16 protein-coding genes are annotated in these 18,104 nt (G+C 71.5%); 13 read left to right on the forward strand and 3 right to left on the reverse strand.

Annotation, left to right across the window (positions count from 1 at the left end):
• Nucleotides 1–71: 71 nt before the first annotated feature.
• Entirely contained in the window at nucleotides 72–836 is a 765-nt protein-coding gene (locus ACNYS0_RS03845) for a FadR/GntR family transcriptional regulator (RefSeq protein ID WP_422471210.1), read from the forward strand.
• A gap of 142 nt (nucleotides 837–978) precedes the next feature.
• On the opposite strand, the gene ACNYS0_RS03850 is transcribed toward ACNYS0_RS03845, so the two are convergent.
• Complete coding sequence (locus ACNYS0_RS03850; protein WP_422471211.1) at nucleotides 979–2,004, reverse strand: LacI family DNA-binding transcriptional regulator; 1,026 nt, start codon at nucleotides 2,002–2,004, stop codon at nucleotides 979–981.
• A gap of 168 nt (nucleotides 2,005–2,172) precedes the next feature.
• Here ACNYS0_RS03850 and ACNYS0_RS03855 point away from each other — a divergent pair, with 168 nt between their 5' ends.
• The 4 genes from ACNYS0_RS03855 to ACNYS0_RS03870 all read left to right on the forward strand — a co-directional run bounded on the left by ACNYS0_RS03855 (nucleotide 2,173) and on the right by ACNYS0_RS03870 (nucleotide 7,089).
• Nucleotides 2,173–3,501: an extracellular solute-binding protein gene (locus tag ACNYS0_RS03855; RefSeq protein WP_422471212.1), complete on the forward strand. Its 1,329-nt coding sequence runs from the start codon at nucleotides 2,173–2,175 to the stop codon at nucleotides 3,499–3,501.
• Nucleotides 3,498–4,481 carry a carbohydrate ABC transporter permease gene (locus ACNYS0_RS03860; RefSeq protein WP_422471213.1) on the forward strand — a complete coding sequence of 328 codons (984 nt, stop codon included), beginning with the start codon at nucleotides 3,498–3,500 and terminating at the stop codon, nucleotides 4,479–4,481. The genes ACNYS0_RS03855 and ACNYS0_RS03860 overlap by 4 nt, the downstream gene beginning before the upstream one ends.
• The gene (locus ACNYS0_RS03865) at nucleotides 4,478–5,326 is read left to right on the forward strand and encodes a carbohydrate ABC transporter permease (RefSeq protein ID WP_422471214.1); all 849 of its coding nucleotides are present in this window, start codon (nucleotides 4,478–4,480) and stop codon (nucleotides 5,324–5,326) included. Before ACNYS0_RS03860 ends, ACNYS0_RS03865 begins: the two co-directional genes overlap by 4 nt.
• An 86-nt stretch (nucleotides 5,327–5,412) precedes the next feature.
• A complete protein-coding gene (locus ACNYS0_RS03870; protein ID WP_422471215.1) occupies nucleotides 5,413–7,089 on the forward strand; it encodes a glycoside hydrolase family 13 protein in 1,677 nt (558 codons plus the stop codon).
• Nucleotides 7,090–7,122: 33 nt separating this feature from the next.
• Here the strand turns inward: ACNYS0_RS03870 and ACNYS0_RS03875 are convergent, their stop codons facing one another.
• Nucleotides 7,123–8,028 (reverse strand): carbon-nitrogen hydrolase family protein, encoded by a 906-nt coding sequence (locus tag ACNYS0_RS03875; protein ID WP_422471216.1) that lies wholly within the window; start codon nucleotides 8,026–8,028, stop codon nucleotides 7,123–7,125.
• 121 nt (nucleotides 8,029–8,149) lie between these two features.
• Here ACNYS0_RS03875 and ACNYS0_RS03880 point away from each other — a divergent pair, with 121 nt between their 5' ends.
• The 3 genes from ACNYS0_RS03880 (at nucleotide 8,150) to ACNYS0_RS03890 (ending at nucleotide 12,060) form a co-directional block, all read left to right on the forward strand.
• Nucleotides 8,150–9,061: a LysR family transcriptional regulator gene (locus ACNYS0_RS03880; RefSeq protein ID WP_422471217.1), complete on the forward strand. Its 912-nt coding sequence runs from the start codon at nucleotides 8,150–8,152 to the stop codon at nucleotides 9,059–9,061.
• 95 nt (nucleotides 9,062–9,156) lie between these two features.
• Entirely contained in the window at nucleotides 9,157–10,518 is a 1,362-nt protein-coding gene (gene hisD / locus ACNYS0_RS03885) for a histidinol dehydrogenase (RefSeq protein WP_422471218.1), read from the forward strand.
• 132 nt (nucleotides 10,519–10,650) lie between these two features.
• The gene (locus tag ACNYS0_RS03890; protein ID WP_422471219.1) at nucleotides 10,651–12,060 is read left to right on the forward strand and encodes an amino acid permease; all 1,410 of its coding nucleotides are present in this window, start codon (nucleotides 10,651–10,653) and stop codon (nucleotides 12,058–12,060) included.
• A gap of 4 nt (nucleotides 12,061–12,064) precedes the next feature.
• On the opposite strand, the gene ACNYS0_RS03895 is transcribed toward ACNYS0_RS03890, so the two are convergent.
• Nucleotides 12,065–13,063 (reverse strand): LacI family DNA-binding transcriptional regulator, encoded by a 999-nt coding sequence (locus ACNYS0_RS03895; RefSeq protein ID WP_422471220.1) that lies wholly within the window; start codon nucleotides 13,061–13,063, stop codon nucleotides 12,065–12,067.
• Nucleotides 13,064–13,319: 256 nt separating this feature from the next.
• Between ACNYS0_RS03895 and ACNYS0_RS03900 the strand changes: the two genes are divergently transcribed.
• Genes ACNYS0_RS03900 through ACNYS0_RS03920 form a run of 5 tightly spaced genes read left to right on the forward strand, consistent with a single transcriptional unit; the run spans nucleotide 13,320 to nucleotide 18,066 of the window.
• Complete coding sequence (locus ACNYS0_RS03900) at nucleotides 13,320–14,459, forward strand: cupin domain-containing protein (protein ID WP_422471221.1); 1,140 nt, start codon at nucleotides 13,320–13,322, stop codon at nucleotides 14,457–14,459.
• Between the two features lie 5 nt (nucleotides 14,460–14,464).
• On the forward strand, nucleotides 14,465–15,160 hold the full coding sequence (locus ACNYS0_RS03905) for an alpha/beta fold hydrolase (protein ID WP_422471222.1): 696 nt from the start codon (nucleotides 14,465–14,467) through the stop codon (nucleotides 15,158–15,160).
• Between the two features lie 46 nt (nucleotides 15,161–15,206).
• Nucleotides 15,207–16,517, forward strand: coding sequence for a histidinol dehydrogenase (hisD, locus tag ACNYS0_RS03910; protein ID WP_422471223.1), 1,311 nt, complete (start codon nucleotides 15,207–15,209; stop codon nucleotides 16,515–16,517).
• Nucleotides 16,514–17,293 carry an SDR family NAD(P)-dependent oxidoreductase gene (locus ACNYS0_RS03915; protein WP_422471224.1) on the forward strand — a complete coding sequence of 260 codons (780 nt, stop codon included), beginning with the start codon at nucleotides 16,514–16,516 and terminating at the stop codon, nucleotides 17,291–17,293. The genes hisD (ACNYS0_RS03910) and ACNYS0_RS03915 overlap by 4 nt, the downstream gene beginning before the upstream one ends.
• Nucleotides 17,290–18,066 carry an HpcH/HpaI aldolase family protein gene (locus ACNYS0_RS03920; protein WP_422471225.1) on the forward strand — a complete coding sequence of 259 codons (777 nt, stop codon included), beginning with the start codon at nucleotides 17,290–17,292 and terminating at the stop codon, nucleotides 18,064–18,066. The genes ACNYS0_RS03915 and ACNYS0_RS03920 overlap by 4 nt, the downstream gene beginning before the upstream one ends.
• Nucleotides 18,067–18,104 lie beyond the last annotated feature (38 nt).

The following is an 18,104-nucleotide window of genomic DNA, read 5'->3' on the forward strand; positions in this document are numbered from 1 at the left end:
TTGACAAAGCGGGCACGGAAGGACGTCGCGCGCGGCCGTGGAAGGGCCCGGACGACCCGTCTGGTCTACTGGTGACCGTGACCAACCAGCCCTCCGACGCCGCTCCCGAGACCGACCTCGCCCAGCTCCTGCGACCCGTCGTACGCGAGTCGTCGGTCAGCGAGGTCGCCAAGCGCCTGCTCGACCACCTCTCCGCGGGGAACATCAAGCCCGGCACCCGGCTGCCCGCCGAGCGTCAGCTCGCGGAGGCCCTGGGGGTCGCCCGCTCCAGCGTGCGCGGCGCCCTGTCCGCACTCGACGTGCTCGGCATCATCGAGATCCGCCCAGGCTCCGGCTCGTACGTGCGCGAGGGCACCTCGGAGTTCCTGCCGCGCGCCATCAACTGGGGCCTGATGCTGGGCCAGCGCCGCACCCGGGACCTGGTCGAGGTGCGCACCTACATGGAGGGTGTCTCGGCGCGGCTCGCGGCGGAGCGCGCGAGCGACGAGGACGTGGCACGCCTGGAGGAACACCTGCGGCACATGCAGGAGGCGGGCAGCGACGTGAAGGCGTTCATCGACGCCGACATCGCCTTCCACCTGGAGTGCGCGAGCATCGCCCAGAACACCGTCCTGAGCGACATCCTGCACAGCATCCGCGCCCTCCTCCAAGTCTGGATGGAGCGGGTCAGCGACATCGAGGGCACCGTCAGCGGCACCCTGTGCGAACACGACGCCGTCCTCAAGGCGATCCGCGACCGCGACCCCGAGGGCGCGGACCGCGCCATGGCGGAACACATGCGGATGGCGAGTGCGCGGTTGCGGGAGTCGGTGGGGGACGAGAGCCAGGAGGGGTGAGGCCGGGGCGAGTCGATGCCGCCGCCCGGCACCGCCGGCACCCGCTCCGTGGCCGCGCCCACACGTTCACCGATGGGCACCGTCATGACCGGTGAGGTGCCACCACCGGTTCGCGCCTGCTGATCCCGGCTCCGGTGCGGCGCTACGGCCGCGGGGCGGGCCCCGTGCTCCCCCGCGGTACCAGTTCCACCGGCAGGACGACGTGGCGTTCCAGGTTCGTCTCGGGTTCCTGGACCACACCGCAAGCCAATTCGGCCGCGGCTACGCCGAGTTGGCGGGCCGGCTGGGCCATGGTGGACAGGTCCCAGGGCGCCGCCATCGCGTGGTCGTCGAAGCCGAGGACGGACATGCGCTGCGGCACCGGCACGTTCGCGCCGCGCAGCACGGTCAGCAGCCGGAAGGCGATGTCGTCCGTCTCGGCGAAGATCGCCGTGGGCGGCTCGGTGAGGGACAGCAAGCGCCCGACCGCCGCGTCCAGGCTCGGCCCCTGCCACTGCGCGACCTGTCGGACCAGGTCCTCGTCGTGCTCGACACCGGCCTCCGCCAGCGCGGCCCGGTACCCCTCGAGGCGGGCGCGGCTGCTCCAGGCGAAACCCGAGTCGTCGGCGGGCTCGATGTAGGCGATGCGGCGGTGGCCGAGGTTGAGCAGGTGCCGGGTGCCCCGCAGGGCGGCCTCGGCGTCGTCCACGTAGACACTGGCCCGGCCCTTCTCGTGCTGGCTGACGAAGACCAGTGGCATGCCGAGGCCGTCCAGCCGCTCCCGCTCCTCGGGGGAGAGCGCGAAGCTGACGACGAGCAGCGCGTCCGCGTTGCGGCGGGCGGGCAGACGGTCGAAGAACCGGGCACGCTGTTCGGCGGTGGTGACGCTGTAGACGAGCAGGTCAAGGCCCGCCGCGTTCAGTTCGGGTGCGAGTCCCGCCAGTACGGCACCCAGGAACCATGACTCCATGTTCGGCACGAGCACGGCGATTCTGCCGGTGCGTCCGGTGACGAGGCTGGAGGCGCTGCGCGATATCGCGAACGACAGCTCGCGGGCGGCCTGTTCGACGCGCTCGCGGGTCTGCGGTGACACCGTCGACAGACCGCGCAGTGTGCGCGAGACGGTCGAGGGAGACACTCCGGCCCTCTGTGCGACATCCGCCAGCGTGGCGCCCCGTTCACCAGTCATGAGCGGGACGCTAACACAGCGTTCCCGCTCCGCTGAGCCCGGTTATGCCATCGCTGTCATTCCAAGGATTGCCTGCAATGCCTTCGCTGGGACCATTGACAGTGAATCTTGGCGCTCCCTACCGTGCTAGCGCTGTCATTCGGCGGCGCGAAAGGGGAGGAGCATGCCATGGCCCTGCACCGCAGAACCGTGCTGGCCGGCGTCGGGAGCGCCGTCGCGGCCGGGCTGGTGTCCGGATGCGGAGGGAGGGACGTCGACGACCTGGTCGCGCAGGCGGCGACAACGCCGACGAAGCCGGCCCGGCTCACCTGGTGGGTCTCCGAGATCCCGTCGCGCCGGGGCGCCGTCGTCGCCGACCTGATCATCCGGGCCTTCGAGCGGCGCCACCCCACCGTCCGGATCTCGAAGATCAACGCGCTGTCGACTTCGGACGGCAACCGCAGCGCCATCGCCACGCAGCTGGCCGGCGGCTCCCCGCAGCCCGATGTCTACCTGGGCGACACGACCTGGCCCACGCAGTTCGGTCATGCCGCGCTCGCCCTGCCCGTGAACAAGCTGCTGCCCGACGGCTTCTGGGACGCCTACCCGCAGGCCCTGCGGCGCAGTTCCACGTACCGGGGCGCGGCGTACGCGGTGCCGTTCTTCCTCGACAGCACGTACCTCTTCTACCGCAAGGACCTGTTGGCCAAGCACGGCCTGCGGGTCCCCCGGAGCTGGGAGGAGTTGCTGCACACGTCGCGCACGGTGCAGCGGGCCGGGGACACGGAGGCCGGGTTCCTGTGGCAGGCCGCCGTGACCGAGTCACTGACGGCGAACGTCACCGAGTTCCTCGCCGATGCGGGCGGCACCGTCCTCGACGAGCGGGGCAGGGCCGCCCTGAACGGCGCGGCGGCCGAGCGCGCGTTCTCGCTGATGGCGGAGTTCACCAAGTCCGGGGTCACGCCCCGGACGGTGACGACCTATGAGGAGTCCGACTCCCAGGACGCGTTCGTCAACGGGCGGGGCCTGTTCCTGCGCAACTGGTCCTACGCGTGGGTCAACGCCGGCACCCCGAACGTCTCGCGCGTCGCCGGCAAGGTGGGTGTCGTGCCCCGTCCGGGCTTCGAGGGCACCGGTCGCAGCGGAGTCGCCTGTGCGGGCGGCTGGAGCAACTTCGTCAACCCGAGTTCCCAACAGCTGGGCGCCGCAATGCAGTTCGCCCGGTTCTGCGCGGGCGAGGAGGTGCAGCGTCTGCTCGCCCGGGAGGCCGGCGTCGTACCCGCCATGACTTCCGTGCTGCACGGGCGCGAGGCACGCGCGGCCGACGATCCGACGGTGCTGCGCGCCGCCGATCTGCACCTGGTCGCCCGGCCCGTGCAGACCCCGCACTACCCGCAGGTCAGCAAGGCGCTCTACACACCGGCCAACGCGGTCGTCGGTGGCGAGCTCTCCCCCGCGGCCGGGGTTCGTGCCGCGCACGACGGCCTTCGTAAGGCTCTGGAAGGGAAAACGCTGTGAGTACCGCGCTGCGGTCGAAGACATCGTCACCGGCGAAGGGCGGGGGCAGTCGTCCCGAGCCCCCGGACGGGCGGGCCGCGTCGGCCGGTTCCGGCGCGCGCCGCCGCACCCGCACGGGATGGCTGTTCGCCTCACCCGCCCTGCTGGTCGTCACGGTGGTGACGGTCTTCCCCGTGGTCTTCTCGCTGGCGCTGTCCTTCTCCGAAGTGCGCCTGGATTACGGCGGGTTGCGCCTCGGATCCCCCACGCTCGCGCACTACGAGGCGCTGCTGAGCAATCCCGAGTGGTACCACGCGCTGGCGTTCACCCTGGGGTTCACGGTCGTCTCCGTGCTGCTCGAACTGGTCCTCGGCACGCTCGCGGCGCTGGTCCTTGAGCGGCTGGGGGCGGCCCGCGGCTGGCTCATCGCCCTGCTTCTGCTGCCGTGGGCGCTGATCAACGTCGTCGCCGCCCAGCTGTGGTCGTACCTCTTCAACGGCACGTACGGCGCGGTGAGTTGGCTGTGCGAGCAGGTGCTGGGCAGTCAGCCGGACATCCTGGGGCGGCCGGTTCCCGCGATGGCCGCGATGGTCGTCGTCGACGTGTGGAAGACCACGCCGTTCGTGGCGATCGTCGTGCTCGCGGGGCTGATGCTGATCCCGGCGGAGGTGTACGAGGCCGCCGAGATCGACGGGGCCGGGCCCTGGACGACGTTCTGGCGGGTCACGCTGCCGCAGCTGAAGCCGATCGTGGCCATCGCGGTGCTCTTCCGTATCTTGCAGGCCTTCGGCATCTTCGACCTGCCGTTCGTCCTGACACAGGGCGGTCCCGGCACGGCCACCCAGTCGGTGGCGATGCTCGGCTACCGGATCCTCTTCCAGGATCTCGACTTCGGCGGCGGCGCTGCCGTCGCCGTCTCCACCGCGGTCATCGTCATGGCCTGCTGCCTGCTGTTCCTGCGCGTCTTTCGCGCCCAGACCGATGAGGAGGTCCGAGGATGAGCCGCCACACCGCGCGCTCCGGTGTCCGCCGGTACGTCAATGTCGTCAACGCCGGGGGTCTCCTGATCGCCGTCTGTGCCACACTGCCGCTGCTGTGGATGGCGTCCGCCTCTCTCAAGGGCCCCGCCGAGATCAGCGCGACGCCACCGACCCTGCTGCCGAAGTCGCCGACGCTCGACAACTACACGACGGCGTTCGTGCGCAACGGGATCGGCCAGTACTTCCTCAACAGCGTCATCGTCGCCTGTGTGTCGACGACACTGATCCTGTCCCTGGCATTCTTCGCCGGCTACGCCCTCGCCCGGTTCGGGCTGCGCGGCCGGGGCCCCGTCATGACGGCGCTGCTGATGCTGTCGGTGTTCCCGCCGATCGCGTTTCTCGTCCCGCTCTTCCTGATGGAGCGCCAGGCGGGCCTGCTCAACAGCTACCCCGGCCTGATCATCCCGTACGTGGCGCTGAACCTGCCGTTCGCCGTCTGGATCATGCGCAACTACCTCAGCAAGATCCCCGGCGAGCTGGAGGAGGCGGCGACCGTCGACGGCGCGGGCCCCTGGCGCACCGCGCTGACGGTGATCCTGCCGCTGGCCCGGCCCGGGCTGTTCACGGCAGGGGTGTTCTCCTTCACGGCCACCTGGTCCGAGTTCCTGCTGGCACTCACCTTCAACGGCGTCGACGACCGGCGCACCGTCTCCGTGGGCATCGCCCTGTTCACCAGCCAGTACCAGGTCCCGTACGGGGTGATCTTCGCCGGGGCGATGGTGGCCACCGTGCCGATCGCCCTGCTGGTCCTGATCTTCCGCCGGTCCGTCGTCTCCGGCATGACCACGGGTGCGGTCAAGGGCTGACCGCCTCCATCCATACGTACCGCGTTTCGCCTGCCCGCCCAGCACCCGCCGGGCGGGCACACCGCACAACCCCGAAAGGCCCTCACATGCCTCAGCGTCCCCACCCCGTCGGCACCGGAACCGACGCCGACTGGTGGCGGCAGGCCGTTGTCTACCAGGTCTATCCGCGCAGTTTCGCCGACGCCGACGGTGACGGCATCGGCGACATCCGTGGTGTCACCTCTCGACTGCCCTACCTCGCCGAGCTCGGCGTGGACGCCGTCTGGCTGAGCCCCTTCTACCCGTCGGAGCTGGCCGACGGCGGGTACGACGTCGCCGACTACCGCGATGTGGACCCCCGGCTCGGCACGCTCGACGATTTCGACGCGATGGTCGCGGAGGCCGACCGGCTCGGCCTGAAGATCGTGGTGGACATCGTCCCCAACCACTCCTCGCACCGGCACGTGTGGTTCCAGGAGGCGCTGGCGGCGGGCCCCGGTTCGGCCGCCCGTGAGCGCTACGTGTTCCGCGAGGGCCGCGGCGAGCACGGCGAACTCCCGCCCACCGACTGGCCGTCCAGCTTCGGCGGCCCCGCGTGGACCCGGGTTCCCGACGGCCAGTGGTACCTGCACCTGTACGCGCCCGAGCAGCCCGACTTCAACTGGGACAACCCCGAGGTGCGCAAGGACTTCCACACCACGCTGCGGTTCTGGTCGGACCGGGGCGTCGCGGGCTTCCGCGTCGACGTCGCGCACGGCCTCGCCAAGGATCTCGCCGAGCCACTGCGCGACCTCGGCGAGGCGCGGAGCTACCAACCGGACGAGCTGCCCGAGGACGGCAGCCACCCCCTGTGGGACCGGGACGCGGTCCATGACATCTACCGTGGCTGGCGGCGGGTGTTCGACGAGTACGCGCCGCCGCGCTTCGCCGTCGCCGAGGCCTGGGTCCGCTCCTCGCGGCGCGCCCCGTACGCCCGCGCGGACGAGCTCGGCCAGGCGTTCAACTTCGACTTCCTCAACACACCTCTCGAGGCCGGCGCGATGCGTGCCACCATCGACTCCGCGCTCGCGCATGCCCGCGACGCCGGTGCCACCAGCACCTGGGTGCTGTCCAACCACGACGTGGTGCGTCACTCCTCGCGCTACGCGCTGCCCACCGGCGCCACCAAGTCCGACCTGGAGGCCTGGCTCATGACGGGCGGCCAGAGTCCGTCACCCGACGGGGAGTTGGGGCTGCGCAAGGCCCGCGCCGCGACGCTGCTGATGCTGGCACTCCCCGGATCCGCGTACGTCTACCAGGGCGAGGAACTCGGACTGCCGGAGGTCGCCGACCTGCGCACGGAGGACCTCCAGGACCCGATCTGGGTCCGCAGCGGCGGCCGGGCCAAGGGCCGCGACGGCTGCCGGGTGCCGCTGCCGTGGACCCGTGAGGGGCACAGCCACGGCTTCGGCTCCGGTGGCTCCTGGCTGCCACAGCCCGCCGATTGGGGCAGGTACGCCGCCGACACCCAGTCCGGCGTCAAGGGCTCCGTCCTCGAGCTGTACCGCGAGGCGCTGCACCTGCGCCGCGGCCTGGTCGCGGACGAGACGCTGGAGTGGACCGACACGGCCCCGGGCGGCGCCGAGCGAGGGCTGGTGCACTTCACCCGCAGCGGCGGCTGGCACGTGCTCTGCAACCTGTCGGACGACGCCGTCCCGCTGCCACAGGGCACCGTACTGCTGGCCTCGGGCCCGCTGGAGGGCGGCCGGTTGCCCGGCTGGACCACGGTCTGGTTGCGGAACTAGGGCCTGGTCCAAACGACAGGCCCCAGGCCGCACTCAGGGCTGCTCGGGCGTACGCGTGGGCGCCGGAAGTGCCTCACGCCACCGCTTCGGGTCCATCCGGCCCGCGTACAGGGGGAGTTCGAGAGGCGGCTGGTCGGCCGTGAAGGGGTCCCACACCCGGGTCAGGCCCGCCGTGCCGTGCGTGCGCACCCGGCGGGCCTCGCTCAGGTCGAGGACGTCCGTGACGAGCTGGGGCGTGGCGGATTCGGCCTCGGCGCGCACCCGGCCCTCGGGGTCGACGACGATGCTGCGGCCGATCCCGTCCGGCTGCGCGGCGTTCACACTGGCCATGGCGACCTGGTTGACGATCGCGTTGGCACGGGCCAGGACGAGCTCCTGGGTGCGGTCGACCGTCGGTGTGCGCACGAGGTTGAGGACCAGGTCGGCGCCCTGCCAGGCCAGGTGCCTGGTGACCTCGGGAAACCAGGCGTCGTAGCAGATGGACAGGCCCACGCGTCCGTACCCCGGCATGTCGAAGACGACGAACTCCGTGCCGGACGCCGTGGTCTCGTAGGGGCGCCAGGGGAAGATCTTCCGGTACGCGGCCACCCGCTCGCCCTCGGGCGAGTACACGGGCGCCGTGTTGTAGATCAGGCCGTCGGCGCCGCGTTCGTAGACACTGCCGGGGACCAGCCACACACCCGTCTCGCGCGCGAGGTCCGCCAGGCGGGCGCCGCGCGGGCCGTCCAGCGGCTCGGCGGCCGTCGTCATGACCGTCTCGGGGTCCTCGTCCGGACGGTGGCCGCACAGGTGCAGCTCCGGGTGGGCCAGCAGCCGGACGGCGGGATGGGCGCGCGTGACACGGCGTACGTCCGCCGCGAACGCGTCCAGGACTCCGTCCGCGTCGTGCTGGTACGCGGCCGACTGGACGAGGCAGATCGGCAGGGGACTGCTGGTCATCGGCGGGTGGAACCTTCCGGGGCCGAGGTGGTGTGCGGGGACCGCACGAGCCAATCAGCCGGCACACCATCGGACAACCCCTCTGTTTCCTGCGGCAGGCACAGGACTAACCTGTGGCCGCATGACCCTCAACCAGCTGAGGGCCTTCGTCGAAGCGGAGCGGCTCGGGTCGTTCACCGCGGCGGCGCGGGCCATGGACATCGCCCAGGCATCCGCCTCCGAACTGGTGCGCCGACTGGAGGCGGAACTGGACGCCGAGCTGTTCGTGCGCGGCAGCCGCACCCTCGCGCTGACCTCGGCGGGGCAGGAGCTGCTGCCCTACGCCCAGCAGTCCGTGGAGGCCGCCGACAGCGGCACCCGGGCCGTGCACTCCCTCGGTTCGCTCGGCGGCGGCACCGCCACCTTCGGGGTCCTGCGCAACGCGGACTACTACCTGCTGTCCAACCTGGTGCAGCTGTTCCACGCCCGCTACCCGTCGGTGCGGGTGCGGCTCGTGGGCCAGAACTCCGCCGAGACCGCCGCCGCCGTGGCCGCCGGGCGCATCGAGGCGGGGCTCGTCGTGCTCCCCATCGATGACGAAGAGCTCCAGGTGACACCGCTGCTGCGCGACGAGGTGTACTACGTCAGCGCGAGCGAGGAACGCACGCGCACACCCCTCACCATCGAGGACTTCGCGCGGGCCCCCCTCGTCCTGTACGACGCCCACTACGGCTGGCAGGACCCGACGCGGCGGCAGCTCGCCGAACGCGCCCAGTTCGCGGGCGTCCGCGTCGACCCGCTCATCGAGCTCGAACACGTGGAGGCGGCCCTGAAGTTGGCGACCACCGGGGTCGGCGACACCATCGCCAGCCGCGCCGTGGTCGACAGCCCCGCGTTCCCCGAAGGGCTGCACACGGCCTCCTTCGCCGACCCCCTCTACGACACCATCGCGCTGGTGCGCCGCCGGGGGCACCCGCTGTCCCGCGCCACCCGCGAACTGGCCCGCATCGCCGAGGACACCCTCCGTGAGATCCGCGTCGCACGCGGCCTGTGACAAGGACGGCCGCGACCTGCCACAGGGAAAACCTGTGGATCAGACAGGACTCGCCCCTCTAGTCCTGTGGCAGCAGCGCGTCTAGCGTCCTCGCCATGCAGATCACGCACGACGAAGCCCAGGCCCTCCCTCCCCTCAAGTGGCTCAAGAAGCCGTCCGTCGACGGACCGCCCGCCCAGCGCGACCCGAAGGTGGTCGAGCGCGTCTCCGAGATGCTCACGGAGATCGAGCACAAGGGCATGGACGCGGTGCGCGCCTACGCCCACGAGCTGGACGGCTGGTCCGGCGAACTGGAGGTCTCGGCCACCGAGTTGAAGAAGTCCGGCGACGCCCTTCCCCCGGACGTCCGCACCGCCCTGGAGATGGGCTACGAGCGCACCCACCGGTTCGCCGCCGCGCAGCGCGAGCACCTGACGGACTTCGAGATCGAGCTCGCCCCCGGTGTGAAGGGCGGCCAGCGGTACGTTCCGGTCTCCCGCGTCGGCGCCTACCTCCCGGCGGGCCGGTTCCCGCTGCTCGCCAGCGCGTTCATGACGGTCAACGTCGCCAAGACGGCCGGTGTGCCCACGGTCGTGGCCTGCACCCCGCCCTCGGGCGAGCACGGCGCCCACCCCGCGGTGCTGTACGGCGCCTACCTCTCGCGCGCCGACCGGGTGTTCGCCCTCGGCGGTGTGCAGGCGCTCGGCGCGATGGCCTTCGGTCTGCTGGGCGAGGCGCCGGTGGACATGCTGGTCGGTGCGGGCAACGCGTTCGTCACCGAGGCCAAGCGGCAGCTGTTCGGCCAGGTCGGCATCGACCTGCTCGCCGGCCCCTCCGAGGTCGCGGTCATCGCCGACGACAGCGCCGACCCGGTGTGGGTGGCAGCCGACCTGCTGGGCCAGGCCGAGCACGGGCCCAACTCCCCCGCCGCGCTGATCACCACGTCCGAGCGGACCGGGCAGGCCGTCGTCGCGGAGATGGAGCGCCAGCTCGCCACCCTCGCCACCCGTGAGATCGCGGGTCCGGCCTGGCGCGACTTCGGCTCGGTCATCGTGGTGGAGGACCGGGACGCCGCCGTCGCCGTGGCCGATGTCATCGCGCCCGAGCACCTGGAGGTGCACACCGAGGACGACGACTTCTACCTGGAGAACCTCTCCAACTACGGCTCGCTGTTCATCGGGCCGTGGTCCACCGTCGCGTACTCGGACAAGGGCATCGCCGGCACCAACCACGTGCTCCCGACGGGCAAGACCGCGCGGTACAACGCCGGTCTGTCGGTCTCCCGGTTCCTGAAGCCGCTGACGTACCAGCGGGCCGCGAAGGAGGGCACGGCGGCGCTCGCCCCGGCCGTCGAGCGGATCTCCGCCTTCGAGGGCCTGGCGGCGCACGGCGCGACCGCGACGCTGCGCATCGACGAGATCGGCCGCACCTCGGGCGCGTTCGACGACGTACCGGCGGCGCTGCGCGAGCAGCTCTGACCGCTCCTCCCACCACCGGGCCGGGGACAGCACCGTCATCGGTCGGTCCCCGGCCCACCCCTCTTCCGGGACCCTGCGTGCCGTTCAGGCGCGGCGTGGCTCCCACCTCGTCCGCGAGCCAAGGATCCTCATATGCAACACCCACCTCCTGAGCCGTCCCCCGCCGCGGGCGCGACGCTCACCCAGGGCCTGAAGGGCCGCCAGATCACGATGATCTCCATCGGCGGGGTGATCGGCGCCGGTCTCTTCGTCGGCTCCTCGGCCGCCGTGGCCACCGCGGGTCCCGCCGTGATCGTCTCGTTCCTGCTGGCGGCCGCCCTGGTGGTGCTCGTCATGCAGATGCTCGGAGAGATGGCCGTCGCCAACCCCGACACGGGCTCCTTCTCCACGTACGCGGACCGGGCGCTCGGCCGCTGGGCCGGGTTCTCCATCGGCTACCTGTACTGGTGGTTCTACATCCTGGTCATCCCCATCGAGGCCATCGCGGCCGGGGAGGTGATCGCTGGGCTCACCTCGATCCCGAGCTGGATACCGGCCCTCGCGGTGATCCTCGTGCTGACCGGCAGCAATCTGCTGGCGGTGCGCAACTACGGCGAGTTCGAGTACTGGTTCTCGCTGATCAAGGTCGTCGCGATCGTGGCGTTCCTGGTCCTCGGCGCCCTCGCGATCCTCGGTGTGCTGCCCGGCTCCGACACCCATGGTGTCTCGAACCTGTGGAGCCACGGAGGCTTCGCCCCGCAAGGTGTCACGGCGATCCTGGCCGGTCTGCTCACCGCGATGTTCAGCTTCCAGGGCAGCGAGATCGTCACCATCGCGGCCGCCGAGTCCGAGGATCCGCGGGGGAACATCAAGAAGGCGATCCGCGCGGTGGTGTGGCGGCTCGGTCTCTTCTACATCGGCTCGATCCTCGTCGTGGTGTGTCTCGTGCCGTGGAACGCCGACGATCTGGGGGCCGGTTCCTATCAGGCGGTCCTGGACCGGATGAACATCCCTGGCGCCGCCCGGATCATGGACGTGGTGCTTGTGGTCGCCGTGTGCAGCTGCCTCAACTCCGCCGTCTACACGGCCTCACGGATGCTGTTCTCGCTGGCCGGGCGCGGTGACGCCCCGGCCGTCTTCGCCCGGACCTCGCGGCAGGGTGTGCCGCGCAACGCGGTCCTCGCCTCCACGGTCGTCGGCATCGCCGCGGTGATCGCCAACTATCTGCTGCCGGACGTGTTCTCGTACCTCATCGCCTCCAGCGGAGCGATCGCGCTGATGATGTACCTGGTCATCGCGCTGACCCAGTACGCCGTGCGCCGCAAGGGCGAGCAGCCGAGCGACGTGCGCATGTGGTGCTTCCCGTATCTGACGCTCGCCACCATCGCGTTCATCGCCGGGGTGCTGGTCCTGATGGCCGTACTGCCGGGCCACCGGCTGGAGTTGTGGCTGTCGCTCGGGCTCGCCGCGGTGCTCGCCACCGTGGGTGTGGTGCGGCAGCGGCGCCTTGGGGCGACGCCCGCGGCCAGCGCCGAACCGGTCCGCGCGACCTCCGGGTCGTAAGGGTTCAGCGGGCCTTGGCGTGGGTGGCCCTGGGGACGAACTCGGTCGGCAGGACGAGGCGTTCGCCGTCGGCGTCGACCTCCCCGGCGATCCGCCGGGCCAGCAACCGGGCCGCCTGGAAGGCGAGTTCACTGAGATCGTGGCGGACGGTGGTCAGCCGGAACACCTCCCAGGCCGCCATGGGCAGGTCGTCGAAGCCGATGACCGTGAGGTCGTCGGGCACCTTGACGCCCGCCGCGAGCGCGGCGTTGAGCACACCGATGGCGACCACGTCGTTTCCGCAGAACACGGCGGTGGGCGGCTCGGCCGCATCGAGGAGGGAGGGCAGCGCGGCGTACCCGGTCCCGTACTCGAACGCGCCGCGCACCACGCGGTCGTCCGGCAGCCCGATACCGGCGTCGGCCAAGGCCAGCCGGAAGCCCAGTTCGCGGTCGCGGCCGGTCGTGGTGTTGGCCGCACCGAAGACGCCCGCGATGCGACGGTGGCCGAGCCCGACCAGCTCCTGTGCGACGAGACGTCCTCCGCCCTCGTTGTCGACGACGGAGGCGAAGTCGCCGGGCCGGCCGGTGTCCCGGTTCAGGAACACGTACGGCATGCCGCGCCGCTCCAGCAGGGCGGGCAGGCGCGAGTCGGTGGTGGCGGTCGCGAGGACGACGCCGTCGAGCGACTGGTCAAGGAGTTTCTCCTCGGCGACCGCCTCGTCGGAGCGCTCGGTGAGCAGCATCATCCGGTAGCCGAGCCGCTCCAGTTCGTCGTGGAGCGGCGCCACGACGTGCGGGTAGAACGGGTTGGTCATGTCGGTCACGATGACGCCGACCCGGTGGGTGGACCGGGTGGACAGTGTGCGGCCCGCTTCGCTGGGCACGTAGTTGAGCGCCTGGGCGGCCCGTTTGATCTTCTCGCGCGTGGCCAGGGAGACACGGGGGTCGTCACGCAGGGCGCGGGACACCGTGGGCTGCGAGACGCCCGCGAGTTTCGCCACGTCGTGACTCGTGATCGCCATGACTCTCTCTCCTCGTCGACGCCTCGTACCGCCCGGAACCCGAACCGGAACCCGCGGCCCGGACAGTATACGTACCGGAGTCCGTATACGTATGTCTCTCCGGGATTCCTTGATCGCGGATTACCCACCGCCCGTACGGAAATTCGTTTCGAACCCCTTGACAGGACACACCTCCGGAGCCTGTCATGGCAATGCATACGTATTCCACTGATGCTTGCCCACTGCTTGTCCATTGCTTGTCCACCAGGGAGCCCCCATGCCCGATGTCGTCGTGTCCACCTCCGACCTCGAGCGCCGCACGGTGCGCCGAAGCGATTTCGTCTCCTGCAACCAGGCCTTCATCGACTGCCGTACGCCCGGCTCGGACCGGAAGGAGAACTACGCGATGATCGGGCCGGGCGTCTCGCAGTCCTCCGGCCAGCACGTCAACCTGCGGCTGCCGCACGGCTACAACATCGGCGCCGCCGCCATGCCGCACGGCATCACCAACAATCTGCACCTGCACTACACGGCAGAGGTGTTCATCTGCACCGCCGGCGAGTACCTGCTGCGCTGGGGCGCCGACGGCGAGGAGGGCGAGCTCCCGCTGAAGGCCGGCGACATCGTGTCCGTGCCGACCTGGATCTTCCGCGGCTTCACCAATACGGGGCCCGACGACGGCTGGCTGTTCACCGTGCTCGGCATGGACCGCACCGGCGGCATCATCTGGGGCCCCTCGGTCCTGCGCGAGGCGGCCGAGCACGGTCTGTACCTCAGCGCCGACAACCAGCTCGTCGACACCGTCGCCGGGGACGAACTCCCGCCGGAGTCCGAGCGGGTCACACCGATGGCGCAGGAGCACATCGACCGGCTGCGCCACTACAGCGCCGAGGAGATGAAGCGCCGGGTCGCCGCCGCCGACGAGCTCGTGTGGTCGGAACACCCCTTCATCGACAGCACCCTGCCGGGCGGCGGCGCGCGCCTGAGCTGCGTCATCGGCTACGGCATGACCGAGGACCCGCACCAGGAGCCGCGCGTGTTCAACCCGCACGGCCACAACGTCGCCTGGCTGCGCGCCGAGCCCGGCCAGGGTGTCTCGCAGCACCGCCAGCAGGAGACCCAGACACTGATCGTCAAGAACGGCGAGTGGGAGGTCACCCTCAACCGCACCGACCCCGTCTCGGTGCGTCTGGGACCGCGCGACATGCTGTCGGTGCCGCAGGACGCCTGGCGCACGCTGCGCAACGTCGGCGAGGAGGAGGGCGACCTCCTGGTGGTCAACTCCGGGGACGGACGGGTCCGTCTGGAGTGGGACGAGGAGGTCCTCAAGGCCGCAGCCGACGCGGGCCTCGGCCTGGACCACAACGGGTACGTCGCCCCGTACGCGCTGCTTCCCCGCTCCGCTCGGCGCTGGTGACCGGCGTGCCGCTGCCCCTGGTCGTGGTCCCCGGCATGCTCTGCGACGCGAGCCTGTGGTCGGACGTCACCTTCCCCGAGGGCCACGCCGTCCACCATGTCGCGCTGCGGCGGCCGGACATCGGCGGGCTCGCGGACGATGTGCTGTCCGCGGTGGACGGGCCGTTCGTGCTCGTCGGCCTGAGCCTGGGCGCCATCGTCGGGTTCGAGGCGCTGCGGCGGGCCCCCGAGCGGGTGGCCGGGCTGTGCGTGATGGCGACGAACGCCGCCGCGCCGCGCCTCGAACAGCACGCCGTCTGGCGGGAGTTGGACGGTCTCGTCGCCGACGGACGGTTCGCGGAGGTGGTCGAGCGCACGCTCCCCGACATGTTCCCCGACCGCCGCTGGTCGACGGCGGACGCCGAACGCTACCGGCGCATGGCTCGGGCCGTGGGCCCCGATGCCGCCCGCGCCCAGCTCGCCGCCCAGCCCACCCGCGAGGACGCGTTCGCGGCGCTGCGCTCGGTGCGCTGCCCCGCCGTCGTCCTCTCGGGCGGCCGGGACACGCTCTGCCCGCCCGCCTTCCACCACGCCATCGCCGAGGCCCTGCCGGACTCCCGGCTGCGCGAACTGCCCGACGCCGGACACCTCGTGCCGTGGCAGCGGCCCGATGCCGTGGACGCGGCGCTGCGGGACCTGGTCGCCGCGGTCGCCGCCGCCTGACACCCATCCTTGTCCCCCCCATCGAAGCGAGTCGAAGAGAGCCGTCATGCCCCGACACCTCAAGTCCCCCGTCCCCGCCGCCCAGGTGAGCGCCGCCCGCGCGGACGTCGCCGACCGGGTGCACGCCATCCTCGACGACATCCGCGAGCGCGGCGACGAGGCGGTGCGCCAGTACTCCGAGAAGTTCGACAACTGGAGCCCGGAGTCGTTCCGGCTGTCGTCCGAGGAGATCGAGCGCATCGTCGCCGGTGTCCCGGAGCAGGTCCTGGACGACATCCGCTTCGTGCAGGAGCAGGTGCGTACGTTCGCCCAGGCCCAGCGGGACTCGATGCTCGACGTCGAGATCGAGACGCTGCCCGGCGTCCGGCTCGGCCACCGGCACGTCCCCGTCGCCGCCGCGGGCGCGTATGTGCCGGGCGGCCGCTACCCGCTGACCGCCTCGGCCCACATGACGATCGTGACCGCCAAGGTCGCCGGTGTGCCCCGGGTCGTCGCCTGCACCCCGCCCATCCGGGGCGAGATCCCGGCCGCGACCGTCGCCGCGATGCATCTGGCGGGTGCCGACGAGATCTACCTGCTGGGCGGCGTCCAGGCCGTCGCGGCGATGGCCGTGGGGACCGAGACCATCGGCAGCGTGCCGATGCTGGCGGGGCCCGGCAACGCGTACGTGGCCGAGGCCAAGCGTCAGCTGTTCGGCGAGGTGGGCATCGACCTGTTCGCCGGTCCCACGGAGATCCTGGTGATCGCGGACGAGCACGCGGACCCCTTCGTGGTCGCCGTCGACCTGCTGTCCCAGGCCGAGCACGGGCCCGACTCCCCCGCCGTCCTCGTCACCACGTCCGAGGAGCTGGGGCGCGAGGTCGAGCGGCACATCGAGCGGCTGCTGCCCGGCATGTCGACGAAGGACTTCGCCGGTCCTGCCTGGCGCGACCACGGCGAGATCGTCGTGGCCGACACCCTCGACGAGGCCTTCGAGATCGCCGACTCGTACGCGAGCGAGCATGTCGAGGTGCTGACCGAGAACCCGCGGCAGGCGCTGGACAAGATGCGCGACTACGGCGCACTCTTCCTCGGCGAGGGCACGTGTGTCAGCTACGGCGACAAGGTCATCGGCACCAACCATGTCCTGCCCACCCGCGGCGCCGCCCGCTACACGGGTGGTCTGTGGGTCGGCAAGTACCTCAAGACGGTCACCCACCAGGAAGTCACCGACACCACTTCGTCGGCGCTGCTCGGTGAGGTGTGCGGGCGCGCCGCCCGCGTCGAGCTCTTCGAGGGGCACGCGCGCTCCGGTGACGTCCGCGCCGCGAAGTACGGCGACAGGACGCTGGAGTGGAACGAGGAGGCCGGCGCATGACGACCGACCGCACGACAACGCCCCTCGCCGGGCGTACGGCGCTGGTGACCGGGGGCGGCAGCGGCCTGGGCCGCGCCATCGCCCGCTCACTGCTGGCCGACGGCGCCCGCGTGGTGATCACGGGCCGCGACGGGGACACCCTCAAGCGCACCGCCGACGAACTCGGGCCCGGGGTCGACCCTCAGGTCTGCGACGTGTCACGGGCCGCGGACGTCGAGGCGCTCGCCGCGGCCCTCGCGGACGACGAGATATCCATCCTGGTCAACAACGCGGGCATCGCGGGACCGGTGGCGCCACTGACCGAGATCTCGCCCGAGGCCTGGGACGAGGTCTTCGACATCAACGTGCGCGGTGTGTTCCTGATGTGCCGGGCGTTCCTTCCCGCGATGACCCGTCGTGGCTCCGGCGATGTCATCAACCTCGCCTCGGTGTCGGGCAAGCGGCCACTGCTGCGGCGCACCCCGTACTGCGCGTCGAAGATGGCGGTCATCGGTCTGACGACCACGCTGGCGGGCGAGGTGGGGCCGCAAGGTGTCACGGTCAACTCCTTGTCCCCCGGCCCGGTTTCGGGCCCCCGGATGGAGCGCAACTTCCGCCTGGAGGCGGAGCGCACGGGCAGCAGCTACGCCGAGGCCGAGGAGGCCTTCGTGTCGCGTGCCGCGCTCGGGCGGATGGTGACCGAGGAGGAGGTCGGCGAGGCGGTGAGCGCGATGCTGCGGATGCGTGGCATGTGCGGCGCCGATGTCGACCTGTCGGCGGGGATGGTGGCCCGATGACCGTTCCGCGCACCCCGCGCCGCAGCCTCAAACAGCGCCTGGCGGACGGCGATCCGCTGCGCGGCGTCCTGCTGCGGCTGCCCTCGGAGACGCTGGTGGAGATGGCGGGCGTCGCCGGCCTGGACTTCGTGGTCATCGACTGCGAGCACGGGCCCGCGGACACCGCACTGCTCCAGCAGCACATCATGGCGGCCGAGGCCCATGGCATCGACGTCCTGGTACGGGTGGGCTCGGCCGAGCCCGCACTGGCGCTGCGCTGCCTGGACCTGGGCGCGGCCGGACTCGTCCACCCGCACGTGGACGGCGCCGAGGACGCCCGGCGGGCCGTGGCCGCGAGCCACTATCCGCCGTGGGGCGAGCGGGGCTTCGCCACGTACAGCAGGTCGGGGCGGTTCGGCACGGTCAGCGCGGCCGAGCATGTGGCCGCGTCCCGCGAGACGCTGGTCGTCCCGATGATCGAGACACGGCGGGCGTGCGCCGCGGCCGCCGAGATCGCCGCCACCGAGGGTGTGGACGCGGTCCTGGTGGGCCCCGCCGACCTGGCGGCCGACTGCGGCTTCCCCGCGCAGGCGGTCGTCGACGACCTGGTCCGGCAGGCACACCGGGCCACCGCCGAGAACGGCCGCACGGTGATGACGATCGTCCCCCATCTCGCTGCGGCGCGGGCCGCCGAGGAGTCCGGGGCCCGCCTCATCGTCTTCAACACGGCGCAGGTACTGATGGACACCATGAGTTCCCTCGCCCGGCCCGCGGGGCCCGCGGAGCCCCGCTGAAGGGCCTCGACACGGGTGGCACCGGAGGCGCTCCGCCC

Origin of the sequence: Streptomyces anthophorae (genome assembly GCF_049310305.1) — a bacterium.
Classification (GTDB): domain Bacteria; phylum Actinomycetota; class Actinomycetes; order Streptomycetales; family Streptomycetaceae; genus Streptomyces.